The sequence below is a fragment of the Streptomyces sp. NPDC048473 genome, from assembly GCF_043200155.1.
GTDB lineage: Bacteria > Actinomycetota > Actinomycetes > Streptomycetales > Streptomycetaceae > Streptomyces.
Genome location: NZ_JBICXE010000091.1, coordinates 1 through 14,838 on the forward strand (window position 1 = coordinate 1; position 14,838 = coordinate 14,838).

The 14,838-nt window shown below is 68.6% G+C and carries 12 protein-coding genes and 2 pseudogenes; 10 read left to right on the top strand and 4 right to left on the bottom strand.

Annotated elements, in window-relative coordinates; translation table 11 throughout:
- The first annotated feature begins 634 nt into the window (after positions 1–634).
- Together ACGFU7_RS45635 and ACGFU7_RS45640 are read left to right on the top strand one after the other, a co-directional pair.
- Positions 635–2,443, top strand: a complete 1,809-nt coding sequence (locus ACGFU7_RS45635; RefSeq protein WP_393704484.1) for a protein kinase — start codon at positions 635–637, stop codon at positions 2,441–2,443.
- 178 nt (positions 2,444–2,621) lie between these two features.
- Positions 2,622–3,125 carry a tyrosine-type recombinase/integrase gene (locus tag ACGFU7_RS45640; protein ID WP_393704486.1) on the top strand — a complete coding sequence of 168 codons (504 nt, stop codon included), beginning with the start codon at positions 2,622–2,624 and terminating at the stop codon, positions 3,123–3,125.
- Here ACGFU7_RS45640 and ACGFU7_RS45645 read toward each other — a convergent pair.
- A complete protein-coding gene (locus ACGFU7_RS45645; protein WP_393704488.1) occupies positions 3,053–3,940 on the bottom strand; it encodes a hypothetical protein in 888 nt (295 codons plus the stop codon). The genes ACGFU7_RS45640 and ACGFU7_RS45645 overlap by 73 nt on opposite strands.
- A 31-nt stretch (positions 3,941–3,971) precedes the next feature.
- The gene (locus tag ACGFU7_RS45650) at positions 3,972–4,865 is read right to left on the bottom strand and encodes a LysR family transcriptional regulator (RefSeq protein ID WP_393704489.1); all 894 of its coding nucleotides are present in this window, start codon (positions 4,863–4,865) and stop codon (positions 3,972–3,974) included.
- Positions 4,866–5,141: 276 nt separating this feature from the next.
- On the opposite strand from ACGFU7_RS45650, the gene ACGFU7_RS45655 reads away from it, so the two are divergent.
- The 4 genes from ACGFU7_RS45655 (at position 5,142) to ACGFU7_RS45670 (ending at position 8,110) form a co-directional block, all read left to right on the top strand.
- Entirely contained in the window at positions 5,142–5,798 is a 657-nt protein-coding gene (locus ACGFU7_RS45655; RefSeq protein ID WP_393704490.1) for a CatB-related O-acetyltransferase, read from the top strand.
- A complete protein-coding gene (locus ACGFU7_RS45660; protein ID WP_393704491.1) occupies positions 5,795–6,715 on the top strand; it encodes a virginiamycin B lyase in 921 nt (306 codons plus the stop codon). Before ACGFU7_RS45655 ends, ACGFU7_RS45660 begins: the two co-directional genes overlap by 4 nt.
- Positions 6,712–7,059, top strand: a complete 348-nt coding sequence (locus ACGFU7_RS45665) for a YciI family protein (RefSeq protein ID WP_393704493.1) — start codon at positions 6,712–6,714, stop codon at positions 7,057–7,059. The genes ACGFU7_RS45660 and ACGFU7_RS45665 overlap by 4 nt, the downstream gene beginning before the upstream one ends.
- A gap of 115 nt (positions 7,060–7,174) precedes the next feature.
- The gene (locus tag ACGFU7_RS45670; RefSeq protein ID WP_393704494.1) at positions 7,175–8,110 is read left to right on the top strand and encodes a GNAT family N-acetyltransferase; all 936 of its coding nucleotides are present in this window, start codon (positions 7,175–7,177) and stop codon (positions 8,108–8,110) included.
- A 106-nt stretch (positions 8,111–8,216) separates the two neighbouring features.
- Here the strand turns inward: ACGFU7_RS45670 and ACGFU7_RS45675 are convergent, their stop codons facing one another.
- On the bottom strand, positions 8,217–8,351 hold the full coding sequence (locus tag ACGFU7_RS45675; protein ID WP_393704496.1) for a hypothetical protein: 135 nt from the start codon (positions 8,349–8,351) through the stop codon (positions 8,217–8,219).
- A gap of 266 nt (positions 8,352–8,617) precedes the next feature.
- Between ACGFU7_RS45675 and ACGFU7_RS45680 the strand changes: the two are divergent.
- Positions 8,618–9,294: pseudogene (locus ACGFU7_RS45680) on the top strand (DUF5655 domain-containing protein); the annotation flags it as partial.
- A gap of 595 nt (positions 9,295–9,889) precedes the next feature.
- On the opposite strand, the gene ACGFU7_RS45685 reads toward ACGFU7_RS45680, so the two are convergent.
- On the bottom strand, positions 9,890–10,858 hold the full coding sequence (locus ACGFU7_RS45685) for a LysR family transcriptional regulator (protein WP_393704498.1): 969 nt from the start codon (positions 10,856–10,858) through the stop codon (positions 9,890–9,892).
- Between the two features lie 122 nt (positions 10,859–10,980).
- Here ACGFU7_RS45685 and ACGFU7_RS45690 point away from each other — a divergent pair, with 122 nt between their 5' ends.
- The 3 genes and pseudogenes from ACGFU7_RS45690 to ACGFU7_RS45700 all read left to right on the top strand — a co-directional run bounded on the left by ACGFU7_RS45690 (position 10,981) and on the right by ACGFU7_RS45700 (position 14,744).
- Positions 10,981–12,228, top strand: a complete 1,248-nt coding sequence (locus ACGFU7_RS45690) for an MFS transporter (protein WP_393704500.1) — start codon at positions 10,981–10,983, stop codon at positions 12,226–12,228.
- Positions 12,225–12,422, top strand: a pseudogene (locus ACGFU7_RS45695) (helix-turn-helix domain-containing protein); the annotation flags it as partial. The gene ACGFU7_RS45690 and the pseudogene ACGFU7_RS45695, both read left to right, overlap by 4 nt.
- 828 nt (positions 12,423–13,250) lie before the next feature.
- A complete protein-coding gene (locus ACGFU7_RS45700) occupies positions 13,251–14,744 on the top strand; it encodes an FAD-dependent monooxygenase (protein WP_393704501.1) in 1,494 nt (497 codons plus the stop codon).
- Positions 14,745–14,838 lie beyond the last annotated feature (94 nt).

Consider the following 14,838-nt stretch of genomic DNA (forward strand, 5'->3'; position numbering starts at 1 on the left):
GCCGTTGCCCCTGGTCAATCAGGCTTTCCCCGGCTCAAGACCAGCCGTCACGGACGTTACCCACCGCTTGACGAAACCCATAGGGGCACCCCCCCACATCCGGCGCGCACTGGAGACCGACGAGGGAGGTCGCGGGCTCTACATGATCTCGCAGTTCGCCCAGCTCTGGGGCACCCGCTATCACACCCGCGGCAAGACCATCTGGGCCGAGCAGAGTTTCCCTGACAGCACCGGTTGCCGTTGCCGGGTAGCTCCAGACTGCAGGGCACCCAAACCTGACGAGATGTCACTTCACGTGGCCAGTCCGGCGAACCGCCCAAAACCCGTTCATGCAATCGCCCTGATTGGGATGCGCCCGAGCACTCCTCACCAACCGGCACACATTGACAACGGCTCGAACCCAAAGCGTTTCGGATCAATAAGCGTTTGGTCGAAGTCAATTACTGATCATTTGGGGCGCCAAGGCGCCGACCTGGGGGAGGCGAAAGGATCAGTACTGCACTTCGCTGATGCCGCTTAGAACCGTCCCGCTCGTACAACGCGTCCCTCAACTTCACCGGGTACATCAACAACGTCTATTCTCAGTCGAGTTACGCCGTTGACCAGGCGGGAAGAGCGGGGGAGTCGCACCATCATGAGCGGTACGAACGGGGACGGACGCGACGAGCGGGACGACGGCGTCGAGGGGGGTATCAAGCCGCTCGCGGTGAGCGACCCCGCGCGCATCGGGCCGTATCTGCTGCTCGGGCGGCTTGGTGCCGGTGGCATGGGGCGGGTGTTCCTCGCGCGGTCGGACAGCGGGCGGACTGTAGCCGTGAAGGTGGTGCACGAAGAGCACGTGTCCGACGAGCAGTTCAGGGCGCGGTTCCGGCGGGAGATCGAGGCGGCGCGGAGGGTCGGTGAGCGGTACACGGCGCCGGTGCTCGACGCGGGTCCGGGCGACGAACCGCCGTGGGTCGCCACGGGGTACGTTCCCGGGCTCTCGCTTGAGCAAGTCGTGCGGCTGTACGGGCCGTTGCCGGCCGCGTCCTTGCACGCCCTCGCCGACGGGTTGCTGAAGGCACTCAAGGACATTCACGGCGCCGGGATCGTGCACCGCGACCTGAAGCCGTCCAACGTGATGCTCACCGTGGACGGCACGAAGGTCATCGACTTCGGGATCGCGCGGGCGCTCGAGACGTCCGTCGAGTCCTTGTTGACCAGTACGGGGATGGCCATCGGCTCTCCCGGGTTCATGTCGCCGGAGCAGGTGCGCGGGCAGCGCGTGGGGGTCAAGAGCGACGTGTTCACCCTCGGGTGCGTGCTGACGTATGCGGCGACCGGGCAGCTGCCGTTCGGGCAGGGGGCAAGCAATCAGCACGCGGTGATGTTCCAGATCGTGGAGGGCGAGCCCGACCTGACGCGTGTCGAGGACGCCGCGCTGCGGGCGCTCATCGCCCGGTGCCTGACGAAGGGAATCAACCAACGGCCTGACGTCGACGAACTGTTGGAGGACCCCGAGCGGCCGCGTCCCCGCGCCGCGCGCGGCGCCTGGCTGCCTGCCGGCGTTGTCGCGCACCTCGCGCAGCAATCCGCACGGCTGCTCGACGCCGAGGCGGCGCCGCTGCGGGAGGAGCCCGTGGACCTGGCGACCGTCGGGCTGCGGCCGAAGGGCGGGCCTCCCGAAGTCGTCCCGGCGGACAACGACACCACGACGCGACGGCGGGAGCACGAACGGCGGCCCCCCCGGCGCCGCAGGCTCATCGTTCTGCCCATCGTTGCCGTCATCACCGTCGGCGGCGGCACGGTCGTCCTGCTCCAGCCCTTCGGGGGCGGCGGCGGGGACGGAACGCACGCCCAGCCACCGGGCAGCAGCGTGAGTGTCACTCCTGGTGGCAGCAACTCGCCTAGTGTGCCCAGCAGTTCACCTTCCAAGGGAGGAAACGGGAAGGACGGGGGCGGCGAGAAGGGGCAGGACGACGAGGACGGGCCGGATGTGCCGAATGCCCGGGAGAGCGACGGCAGTTCATCCGATGGCGACAGCGGCCCCGACAGCGGCGGCACCGGCACCAGCGGCGGGTCCGGCTCTACGGGGTCGTCTGGCTCTTCGGGCTCGGACGGCAAAGATTCGTCCGGCTCCGGCGGCTCGTCCTCCGGCTCGCGGCCGCCCGCCATGAAGAGTTACAAGGCTGCGTACACCAACTCCTGTGTTGGCGCGTGCGACATGCCAATCAAGGTGAGCTGGTCGGCGATCTCCCGAGCGACCAGGTACGACATCCACTACACCAACACGGGCAGCAACTTCACCGAGAAGAACGTCGACACCACCTACTCATCCGGCAGCACCAGCTACACGATCAAGGGTCCGTACTCCGGTGACGAGATCTGCGTCACGGTGCGCGCGGCCAACAAGTACGGCGCCTCTGCCTGGGCGGAGACCTTGTGCGACACGGTGCCCTACTAACGCTGGTTTGTTGACAGCGCAGTGGGTCGGCAGCAGGCCGGATAGCAGGGGTGGTTGGGATGACCGCTCGTCGTCCGTGTCCCCCCGCGCCCGGGCCGCTGAAGGAGTGCGCCGCGCACTTCGGTGATCTGTTTGTATCGCTGGCGCAACGGCATGGGTACTGGGAGTACTTGGCGGGTTGCCGGCGCCGCGGGAGCGGAACAAGACACTGCACGTCTGTCACCGGCCCGGCAATCCGAACCGGGCCGAGGCCAAGACCAGGCACTCCTGGCAGGTCCAGCGGAGCACGGTGACCGGCGGGCTGATCAAACGGGTCAGCCCCGCGATGGTGCACACCTACTTCGAGTACGTCACCACCGAGTACCCGCGCGGTGCCGGGCACGGCATGCTCCTGGTCCAGCTGCATGGTGCCGATGCCGGACAGCCGTGGGCGCCGGTCGGGGCCCGGCGGATGCTCGCCCGAGCTGGGAAACGCGCTGGTCTGGGGCTGGTGAAGCCGCATGCCTTCCGGCACTCGTTTACCTCCGCGGTTCTCGACGCCGCTGACGGCGACCTGCTGATCGCCCGGGACGCCGGCGGCTGGGCCTCGGCCGCGATGGTGGACGAGATCTACGGCCACGTCGACGTCCACGACCCGGTCTTCGACGCCGCCCTGCGCACGGTCTGGGGTGAGGCGAAGTGACGGAAACCGACACCCGGGATGCCGGCTACATCGAGACCGAGCACTTCGGGGTGCGCTTCCCGCACCGCTCCAGCTACGTCGACCTGACCTGCATCTCCCAGCGGTGGCTGCGCGACCTTCTGTGGGACCACATCGCCGACGTGCTGCGCTCGCCCACCTGCCCGCGCAGCGCCCAGCCGGTGGACTTCGTGCGCCGCGCCGCCGCCGAACTGTCCGCCTTTTTGGAGACGGAGGCACCGGGTGGCGGCCACGACCCGTCCGTGCTGCGCGGCGAGCACGCCCACCGCTTCGCCGCGGACCTGCGCAACCGCGAGCGCCTCGGCCTCGCCTTCCGCGGCCAGGCCCGCCTGGACGGCAGGAAGTCGAAGGTCACCGAGAACTCGCGCCGGTTGGTGTTCAACTACGGCCGGTCTCTTCTGCGCGGCGCGCTGGACAGCGGCAGCGCCGAGGAGATCGGCTTGGACTGCGCCTTCATCGCCACCATGCCGGTCGGCGGCCCGGGCACGCCCCGCAGCCGCAACCCCTTCCCCGACCAGGTCGCCCGCGCCCTGGCGGACGAGGCCAACCTGCAGCAACTCGCCGACGCCTACGTCCCGCACGGCCGCGGCCTGCGGGACATGTGGGAGACCATCATCGTCACCGGCCGGCGCGCCAGCGAGGTCATCCAGCTCCGTCTGGACTGCGTCGGCCGCTACGGCGGGCTGCCCCTGCTCTGGCACGACCAGACCAAGGTCGGCAACCTGAACGCGGCCGTCCGCATCCCCGACCGGCTCCTGGACCGGCTCGAAGAACGCCGCCGCAAGACCCTGACCCACTACGCCGATCCGACGCCGGCACATCCCGTCTCTACCGCCCGGTTGCGTCCCCGCAGTCCGTCGCCGCCCCGGCGAGTGCACGTACCAGTGGGGTCGCACGGTCCGTGCGCCAGATCAGGGCCCACTGGACGGGCTGGGCGTCGTGGAGGGGGAGGTAGACGACGTCGGTGTGCGCGTTGTAGCGCCGCCCCTCGTCGGGGACTGTGCAGACCGCGTCGCCTGCCGCGACGAGGGCAAGGATCTCGTAGAAGGTGGCGACGGCCGGGCCGCGGCGGACGGGGCGTCCGGCCGGTGTGCGGGCCGGCAGGACGGCGGTCTCCCAGTAGGAGGGAATGGAGCCGCTCAGGCGCGGCACGATGTGGTCGCCGAGCACCTCCATGCTCACCGACTCCTGCCGGGCGAGCGGGTGATCCGCGGCCACCATCAGGTGGAGCGGTTCCTCGCGCAGCACCACTCCGACGGTCAGGTCCGGCTCTCGGACCGGCAGCCAGGTGGTCACCGCGTCGACCTCGCCGGCCCGCAAGGCTCCGAACGGATCGCTGAAGAACACTTCCCGGAACCGGAGTTCGGCGGACGGGTGCCGGGCCCGGAAGTGGGTCAGGACCGGGGTCATGTCGTGCATCTGTGCGCCCATGACCCCCAGCGTCAGCGTGCCGGCCGAGTGGCGGGCGATGGTGGTCGCCTCCGCCATGGCTTCCTGGATGCCCTCGTATGCCGGCTTCAGCCGCTGGAGCAGCTCCTCTCCGACGGGGGTCATCCGCACGTGGCGGCTGGTTCGCTCGAAGAGCTGGGCGCCGATGACGCGTTCCTGTTTCTTGATCGCCTGGCTGACACGGGCTGGGGAGACATGCAGGCGTTCGGCGCTGCGGCCGAAGTGGAGCTCCTCCGCGAGCGTCAGGAAGATCTCTATGTCCCGCAGTTCCATCCTGTCCCCCGGATTCGTGAACCTCTGGGTTAACGACCATAGCAAGATCGGCCGTTGCTCCCGGGCTGCCCGGTACGCATGCTGGGTACCGGGCCGGGCGGCAGCCTCCCGCAGGTGCTGACACGAGCCGGCACGAGGCGGCAGGTCCGGCCCCCTCAATTCGGCCGATGGCCCGAAAGACGCGGACCGCGCGGAAGGCGCGTACCTCGTCGGTCACGGGGCCTCGCCACCCGGGCTCCGCCCGCCGAGCACAAACCCTCACGGAAAGATTCCCGCGTGACACCTGACCCGGCCACCATCCATCCACTGCCTGCCTACGAGCGGGTTGTCTTCCTCAAGCCACTGGTCGCCGGGACGAACGTCGTGGTGGGTGACTTCACCTACTACGACGACCCCGACGGGGCGACCGACTTCGCGCAGCGCAATGTGCTGTACGCCTACGGTCCGGAACGGCTGATCATCGGCAAGTACTGCGCGATCGCCACGGGCACCCGGTTCCTGATGGCGGGCGCCGACCACCCGTCGATGGGGGTGTCCACCTTCCCCTTCACCATGTTCGGCGGGGAGTGGACCGAGCAGACCCTCGACCTCGTCACCGGCATGCCCAGCCGCGGGGACACGGTGGTCGGCAACGACGTGTGGTTCGGATACGGCGCCACCGTGATGCCGGGGGTACGGATCGGCGACGGCGCAGTGATCGCGGCCGGAGCGATGGTCACCGCCGACGTGCCGCCATACACCATCGTGGGCGGGAACCCGGCCCGGACGATCAGACAGCGCTTCGACGACAGCGGCATCGAGCGGCTCGTGCGCGTCGCCTGGTGGGACTGGCCCGTCGAGCTGGTGACTGCGCACGCCCGCACCATCATGGCCGGTTCCCCCCAGGACATCGAGCGCATCGCCGCCGCCGAAGGTCTGGAGCAGCAGCAGTGACGACCCAGACCGTCGAGGAGTACACGGTGTCTGGTCGCGACAGCGGCCCGTACGCGATCACCACCGGCCCGGACGGCGCGCTGTGGTTCACCATGGTGCACAGCGGCAGGATCGGTCGGTTCGTCCCGGGACAGGAGCCGACCAGCCATCAGCTCGTCCCGGACAGCGGTCCGACGGTCATCAGTAACGGGCCGGACGGCGCACTGTGGTTCACGGAGTACCGGGCGCACCGGATCGGCCGGATCACGACGGCTGGCCGGGTGACGGAGTTCGCGCTGCCGACCGCGGAGTGTGGTCCCTTCGGTATCGCCGCGGGGCCGGACGGCGCGCTGTGGTTCACCGAGACCGCCGCCGACCGTATCGGCCGCCTCGCCACCGACGGAACGGTCACGGAGTACCCGCTGCCGCGCACCGGCGCGTTCCCCTCCGCGATCGCCGCGGCCGGGGACGCGATGTGGTTCACGATGAACCAGGCCAACGCCATCGGCCGCATCGGCATGGACGGCCGCATCACGGTCCACGAGCTGCCCACCGAGGCGGCCGCACCGGTGGGTCTCGCCGCAGGCCCGGACGGAAGCGTCTGGTTCACCGAGATCGCGGCCGGTCAGATCGGTCGGAGAGCACCCGACGGCCGGATCACCGAGTACCCGCTGCCCGACCGCTCGTCCCGGCCGCACGCCGTCACCACCGACGCCGACGGCACGGCGTGGTTCACCGGGTGGGGCGGCAACCGCGTCGGCTCGATCACCTCCGACGGCACGGTCACCGTCCACGACCTGCCCACCCCGGCCTCCGAGCCGCACGGGATCACGGTGGGCCCGGACGGCGCCCTGTGGACGGCCCTGGAGACAGGCGCACTGGCCCGCATCAAACCGACCACCATCACCGAGCACACCGAACAGAGGAACGCCTCATGAAATACGCCCTCGTGATCTTCGAGACGCACGCGTCACGCGCCCGGATCCAGGCCGACCGCGACGCCTACCGGAAGGCGTACGAGACCTGGATCGGCGAGCTCGCGGCAGCGGGCAAGCTGGCGGGCGGCGACGCCCTCGACACCGAGCGCCAGGGCCCCGTCACCGTGCGCAAGGCGGCGGACGGATCCGTAGCGGTGACCGAGGGGCCCGTGCACAGCGGCGAGGAGACCCTCGGCGGCTGGTTCGTGCTGGAGGTGGCCGACCACGCCGAGGCCATCGAGCTGGCCCGCGGCTTCCCCACCCCGGAGGCGCTCGAAATCCGCCCGATCCTCGAATCGGCCTGAGCAGCATGCGGCCCTCGCCACCCTCTGCCCGGACACCCGGCGTTCCTGACCAGCACGACATACCGGGTCCGGAGCGCTGTACCCCTTCACAGGAGTTGACTTGACACTGACATCGGTGAGCTACCGACCTCTGACCGGCCCCGAGGAGATCGATCTCTTCTGCCGGCTCTCCTACGTCCTCGACCACGAACTGACCGACGACTTCGCCGGCGGCTGCCGCCGCCCCGAGTGGGCCTGGGTGGCCCTGGACGGCAACCGTCTCCTCGCCCGGCTCGCCTGGTGGACGACCCCGGGCGGTGACGTCCCGCTACAGTTCGACTTCTTCGACATCGACGACACGCTGCCCCGGGCCGACCGCGACGAGATCGGCCTGCGGCTGTTCAAGACGGCGACGGCGACCGTCTTCCCGGCGGGCGCAAAGCTGCCGGAGTACGGCCGCTTCGTCCCGCCCGACTGGCACGAGGAGCCCGCAGCCCGCGAGGTGGTCGAATCCCGCACGCGCGTGCTGGAGAGCACGGGCGCACGGCTGCTGGTCGAGCGGCTGCGGCTGCAGTGGACCCCGTCGTCCCTGCTCCCGGAGTCCAAGGGGCGTCTCGTCTTCCGCCCGGTGGCCGACCGTGAGGACCTCCTCGCCCTGATGACCCCGGTCATGGAGGGCACCCTCGACGCCCACGGCCAGGCGGACCTGGCTTCCGGACTGAGCCCGCGCGAGGCGGCGGAACGGCACTACGACGGAGAGTTCGCCGGGTTCAAGAGCCCGCACGAGTGGTGGCGCATCGCCGAACTCCCGGACGGTGGCGGTCCGGTGGGCTTCGTGGTCCCGGCCCGCAACAGCTACCACCCGATCATCGCGTACATCGGTGTCCTGCCCGCACACCGCGGCAACGGCTACATCGACGAGATCCTCGCCGAGGGCACCCGCATCCTGGCCGCCGAGGGCGTCGACCGTATCAGGGCATCGACGGACCTCGGCAACGTCCCCATGGCGAAGTCCTTCGCCCGCGCCGGATACGTCAACTTCGAACGCTCCCTCAACCTGGTCTGGGACTGACCCCACCTGCCGCGTCTCCGGATTTGCCCCCAAACGATCTCCGGAGACGCGGCAGGGGCCTGACCCGCGATGCGGATCAGGCCCCTGCCCGAAGGCCGTCACGGACTCAGCGGCTGACCGCGGTCTCCCGCTCGATGCGTGACAGTTCCTCGGGATTGCGTACGACGTGGAGCCCGGTGATGAGGCCGTCGTCGATGCTCATCGCCACGACGGTGTCGATCGCGCCGTTGAGCCGGACCATCAGCGCCCGGTCGCCGTTGACCGCCCAGTACTCGTTTAGCTACGGCCAAGTGGCGTCCGTGCCCATCTGTCCCGTTCAGCAGCCTGATCCACCGTTGCGGTAAACCGCACATTTACCGCGACGGTGGACCGCGCCAACAGGGACGATCACCGCAATTTTGCAGGCGAGGTGTACACCCTGCGACAGCCCCAACTTCCCGTCACGGACACGTAGTCTATGAATCGTCGCAGTTCAGAGTCGGTGCATGAGCTCCTGCGGTCGGTAAAGTTGAGTACAAGCGTGGCGTCGAAGCGAGCGTCATCAACCAGGGCCTCTTCTACCTGTCCTGGCTGATGAACCACAAGGACGCCTTCGGGCACCTTGTCCGCGACCGGCTGGGAGCCTCGGTCGCCTCCCGGATCCTCTGGCGCGCACCGAGGCTGATCTGCGTGGCCGGAGCTTCACCCACTACGACGCACACGCCGTGCGCGAGCACCGCCGCAGCATCGACCTGGTCCGCTAGCGGTTCTTCGGCAGCGACTATGTCGGCCTGGAGACGGTGGCCTCCGTCACCGGCCAACGGGATCTGCCCGGGGGAGACCGCAGCCGCGGTCGCGCGACGGCGCCGCGCGTGCGCCGAGCGGACGGCGTGACGGTGGAACTGGCCGACGCGGTCGAAGAGGCGCTGCTCGGTCTCGGCGACAACATCACCAAGGTCGAGAACAGGACCTACCGGGCCTACCAGCGGTTACGAAACTTCGCCTGCGTCTGCCCGTCACAAAGGACCAAGCTCCTCGTCTACCTCAAAGCCGACCCGAAAGAGGCCGAGCTCATCCCCGGCTTTACCCCGGACGTGACAGGCATCGGCCACCACGGAACCGGCGACCTGGAGCTGCAACTGCGCACGGACCGGGACCTGGAGCGGGCCCAGGAGTGCTTCCGGCTCAGCTACGCCGCGGCGTAGCAGGTTCTTTTCCGTTGTGTCAGAGCCGCGCGTGGAAGGGAGAAGCCGGAGTGTGAAGTTGTGTGTCGTGATGCTGCCTCTCGACGTATCGGTCAGGGACTGGCGGTGGATGTTCAGTAGTCCAGTGGATCCCCGGTTTCGCTAACTGGGGATCCACTGGACTGTTCCGCCACCCTTGGCCAACGGGAGGTGGAGCGCCTATCTCCCGCGAGGGTGCCGGAGGCTGCGCTGAGGTGCCTTGCTTTTTGCACGGCGGTGCTTGCCATCAGCAGCCGGGAGGCTGGCCACGACTGGCTCTGTGCCGCACCGCGCCCGGGCCCTCACCAAGAGGCCGGGCGTCGGCATGGGAGGCTGCGCCCACCAGGGCGAGAGGGGAACGAGTGACGAACACGCAAGGTCAGGCGGGGAAGGACCGTGCGAAGACCGCGCAGCTACTCGTCGCCGGCGCCGTGTGTGCGCTGCCGGCCGTCGGCGACGAGCAGACGTGGGCGGCGCTGCCGGCGGCCGGGCTGCTCGTTGGTGCGCTCATGACATATTGGCGGACCGTCGCGGGACAGCCCTGGTCGTGTCGGCAGTGTGCTGCTGGAAGCGACCGTTAGCGTCGGGTGTGTTCGATGTTTCCGTCGTTGCGGCGTGGTGTCGTTGCCCAGGATGGGAGCCAGGTTGTCTCGGGGAGCGGTGCCAGGCTTCCGAAGTGGTTGATGATTGCCCGGAGTCCTGGGTGTGGATTCGCTCGGGGAAAGATGAGCGAGAGCGGGTATGCGAGCGTCGGATTCACGATCGGGATGCGGCGTAGGTCGTAGTTCGTCGGCCAGATGTACCGGTCGCGCGAGCCTACGAGGGTTGCCACGTCTGCGGAGTCCGCGAGGATGTCGAGGAGTACCTCATTGCCGAAGTTCGGGCCCGCGGCGTCAATGCGGAGGTCGAAGTCGGTGGCGAGCTGATCGTAGAACTCTGCCCATTCGCTTCGTGGCGCGATACCCGGCACCCAGATCCGGTGCTGGCGCAGCTGGGATGGTGTCAGTGTTCGTGCGGAGGCGAGCGGGTGCCTCGGGCCGACGAGGAGTTCCAGCGGGGAGTCGAACGCGTGGATCATTTGCACGTCGCGCGGCAGTGTGGCCGGGTCGGTGACCGAGCGGAACGAGGCGTCGATATCGCCTGCTTGGACGGCGGTGACCGCCACGCGCGGGTCGTTGACCCTGAGGGTCACCACGTCGAGGTCGGTTTCGGGATGCGACCGCCAATAGTCGTGCAGGACGACGGCCTGCGCGGATCGCAGGCCGAGAACGTCGATCCGAAGGGCCCGCGAGCTCGGTCTGATCGCGGTGATGGCGCGATCGACACCCGTGATGATGTTCCGGGCGTGCGGGAGGAAAGCTTGGCCGTCGAGTGTCAGCTCGACCCCTCGGGCGGTGCGGGTGAACAACCGGACGTCGAGTTCGCGCTCGAGGGTTGCGATCCGCTTCGACACGGCCTGTTGCGTTACGCCGAGCTCGTCGGCCGCGTGTTGCAGCTGTCCGAGCTCGGCCGCGCGGACGAACGATCGCACCGCCTCGGTATCCATTGATCCAGCATACGCGTGCACAACTGATGGTTGTGGCTCGCCCGGGAGTCGGTTGTTTGATCCCGCGACGGTGCGGCCGGTGTGATTCAGAGACTGAACATCGGTTGTCGCGAGGGAGTCGCATGCGCGTGCAGTTGGGGCACAGTTTCGCTTGGCTGTGGTCGGCCTACGCCGCCAGTACATACGGTACGTGGATTGCCTTCGGCGCGTTCCCGCTGATCGCGGTTCGAGTGCTGCACTCGTCGGCATTCGCCGTGTCGCTCCTGGAGGCGGCCGGGCTTGCCGTCGCGGCGATTGTTGCGTTCTCGCTCGGGCCGTGGGTTGAGCACCGGGCCAAGCGTCCGGTGATGATCGCGATGGACCTGATCCGGTTCGTCGCGATGGCAAGTGTCCCGATCGCGTACGTCCTCGGCTTGCTTTCATACGGCCAACTGCTGGTCGTCTCGGTCATCTCCGGGACCGCGAGCATCGCCTTCACTGCCGCATCCGGCGCGTATCTGAAGTATCTCGTCCGTAGCGATCACCTCCTTGTGGCGAACGGGAGATTCGAGGGCACGAGCTGGGTGGCGACCGCGGCGGGCCCGCCCCTCGGTGGTGCACTCATAGGGTTGCTCGGCCCGGTCATCACTGTCATGGCCGACGCCCTCAGCTACCTTCTGTCCGCGCTCGGGGTCCTCCGCATCCGCGGAGGCGACGTCGCGGCGCCCCGCGACCGGGCCACCAGGTTGCGCGGAGCCGACCTTCTTGGCGGCTGGCGGTTCATCCTCCGCGACCGCGCACTGAGGCGCCTGTTCCTCAACTCAATCCTGGTCGGCGGCCTAATCATGGCCACCGTCCCGCTCCTGTCCGTCCTCCTGCTGGGCCAGTACCACTTCCCGGCCTGGCAATACGGTCTTGCCTTCGGCATCCCGGCACTCGGCGGCTTCGTGGGCGCCCGCCTCTCCGCGCGCCTCGTGACCCGCTACGGCCGGCACCGGGTCATGATCGTCTCCGGCTGGCTGCGGTCGCTCTTCCCGCTCGGTCTCACGTTCGTCCATCCCGGCATCCCCGGACTCCTCACCGTGATCATCGTCGAGGGCCTGCTGATCACCTGCATGGGCATCTTCAATCCGATCTACGCAACAGAACGCCTGCAACGGACTCCCGCGGATCACACCGCCCAAATCCTCAGTACATGGAGTGCCATCAGCAAACTCCTACAAGCTGCCCTGATGGTGATCTGGGGCATTCTCGCCACACTCACCAGCCCGCTCGCCGCGATCACCATGTCCGGCGTTCTCCTGCTTGCCACCCCGCTCTTGCTGCCCAAACGGATACATTTGTCCGCCCCCGAGCCCGCCGCGTCGGCCGAAGACGTTCGGGTCGCATGACTCACCGCAACGCCCCGCTCACCCCGGAAGGGCGCAGCCGGCTCATCGAGCGCTGTCGCACCCGCCCTGTCGCGCATGTTGCCGCGGAGATGGGGATATCGCGAGTGATGGCGTCGAAGTGGGTGAATCGTTACCGCCGCTACGGCGAGCTCGGACTGCTTGACCGGTCCTCGGCCCCGCGCCGGCAGCCGACCGCTACCCCTGGTCGTCTGGAGATCCGGTGGCTCTCACGGTTACGTTAATGCTGGTAGTCGTCTGGGTTCTCGTGGCTCTCATACCCATGCGGGCACCGTCCGCACGACGGATCTGGGCTGTGTTGGTTCTGTGCACCTCCGTCCTGGTGATTGCAGGCGCTGCTGTTTACGGGATGCAGCATGCAGATGAGTGGGCAGCACAAGGGGTTTCATATGGAGGGGGCCTGTGACTCAACGCAGTTTGGAGGACAATGGACGCCTCGTCTCCTTCGTCTCGCGGCAGTGGGAACCAGCATTGCTCGCGGCAATTGCTGTAGGCCCGGGCGCCCTGGCAGCCCTTCTTCGCCTGGCCCTCTCCAAGCAGGAGCGCAGCCCCTCTTACCCGCCGCCCTCAGTTCCCCCCGCCGCCTGAGTGATGCACCGACGTGCCTCGGTCTCTGACTCCAACACCCAGACGTGATTTCAGCTCTCACGCCCGGACGCTCTGAACCACTACGCGGCCCTGCGCAGACTCCTCCGCCACACAGTCCTCATCGAGAGGATGGATGCCAGCCCTGGCACGCTGCGGTTCCAACAATCTTGGCAAAGTTCCAACTAACGTGTCACGGCTCAGCCATGCCCTCGACGCGGAACACTCAAGCGGCCAACTCAAACGCTCACTGGCGACCGGATGCAGCTTCTCCTCCGTCGCATCGGCCTCAGGAGCATTGCGAGTTCGGGATCGGTCCGGTTCGTGCGCCTCGTGCATGACGTACCGTCATGTCCTGCTGTGAGGCGGGTCGCCCCTCCTGCGCCGAGGGGCGACTTAACGACGTTAAGGAGCATGTGATGAGCCTGCCCTCAATCACCGCCACCGAAATTCTGATCGCCGGAGCCGGGCCCACCGGCCTCGTGCTCGCCTGCGACCTCGCCCGGCGCGGGATCGCCTGCCGCGTCGTGGAGAGGGAGAGCCGCAGCTTTCCCGGCTCACGCGGCTCCGGCCTCCAGCCGCGCACCCTGGAGGTCTTCGACGACCTGGGCGTCATCGACGCGATACGGGCGGCAGGCGGCCCCATCCAGCGCCTCCAGAGCTGGGACGGCACCACACGTATCGCCGAGTGGGACGCGGTCGAGCGCGCCGAGCCCTCGCCCCACGTCCCGTACGGCGAGATCTGGATGCTCCCGCAGTGGCGCACCGTCGAGATCCTCCAGGCGCGCCTCGAAGAGCTGGGCGGAAGCGTCGAGTTCGACTGCGAGCTGACCGGCTTTGAGCAGGACGCGGACGGGGTGACGGCGCGGCTGCGCGGGCCGGACGGCACCGAGTCGGCCGTACGGGCCGGCTATCTGGTCGCGGCCGATGGCGGACGCAGCACGGTCCGCAAGGCCCTCGGGGTGGGCTTCCCCGTCACCGAGCTCGTCACCGACCCGACGCTGATCGCGGACGTCCTCATGGACGGATTCGACCGCGCGCACTGGCACGTGTGGCCCACCGCGCCGGGCGGGCGCGTCGCGATCCGCCCGCTCGAAGGGGCGGACTTCTTCCAGTTGCTCGCCTTCTTCGAGGGCGCGGGCCCGGACTTCACGCCCGACGCCACGCCCGAGGCCGTCCAGCAACTGCTCGTGGAGCGCACCGGCCACGAGGACGTGCGGGTGCATGAGGTGCGGTGGTCCTCGGTGCTGCGCATCAAGGCCGGGGCCGCCGACCGCTTCTGCATCGGCCGCGTCCTGCTCGCGGGCGATGCCGCGCACATTCACTCTCCTACGGGCGGCCAGGGCCTCAACACCAGCATCCAGGACGCGTACAACCTCGGCTGGAAGCTCGGCGCAGCGCTGCGCGGTGCGTCCGATGCGCTCCTCGACACCTACGAGGCCGAGCGGCGGCCGGTCGCGCGGCATGTGCTCGCCCTCACCACCCAAGTCTTCGAGCAGGACCGCGTGGACAAGGACCGCGGCTTCTCCCAGCGTGGCGGCGAGACCTTCCAACTGGGCCTCGGCTACCGCGAGAGCCCCCTGACCCGCGAGTGCCGCGAGGGCCTGGCCGACGAAGCACTGCGCGCCGGAGACCGGGCCCCCGACGCCCCCTGTGGGCCCATCCGTCTCTTCGACCTCTTCCGCGGCCCGCACGCCACGCTCCTCGCCTTCGGCGGGACCGACGCCCCGGCCTCCGAGCGCTACAAGCTGGTCCGGGTCGGCCGGCCCGGCGAGCAGGCCGACGTCATCGACATGGACGGGCACGCACACAAGGCGTACGGGGACCGGGGACTCTTTCTCGTACGGCCCGACGGGTATGTAGCGCTCGCGACGGAGGACCCGGCGGATCTGGCCTCGTACGAGGTCTATTAGTGCCGCATCAGACGCCTCACGGTCCCAAGCCGTCAAGTGGGCGGCCGCAGTGCCTGTGTAGCTTTGCTGACTGTTCGATTAGCAGCGCAGGGGG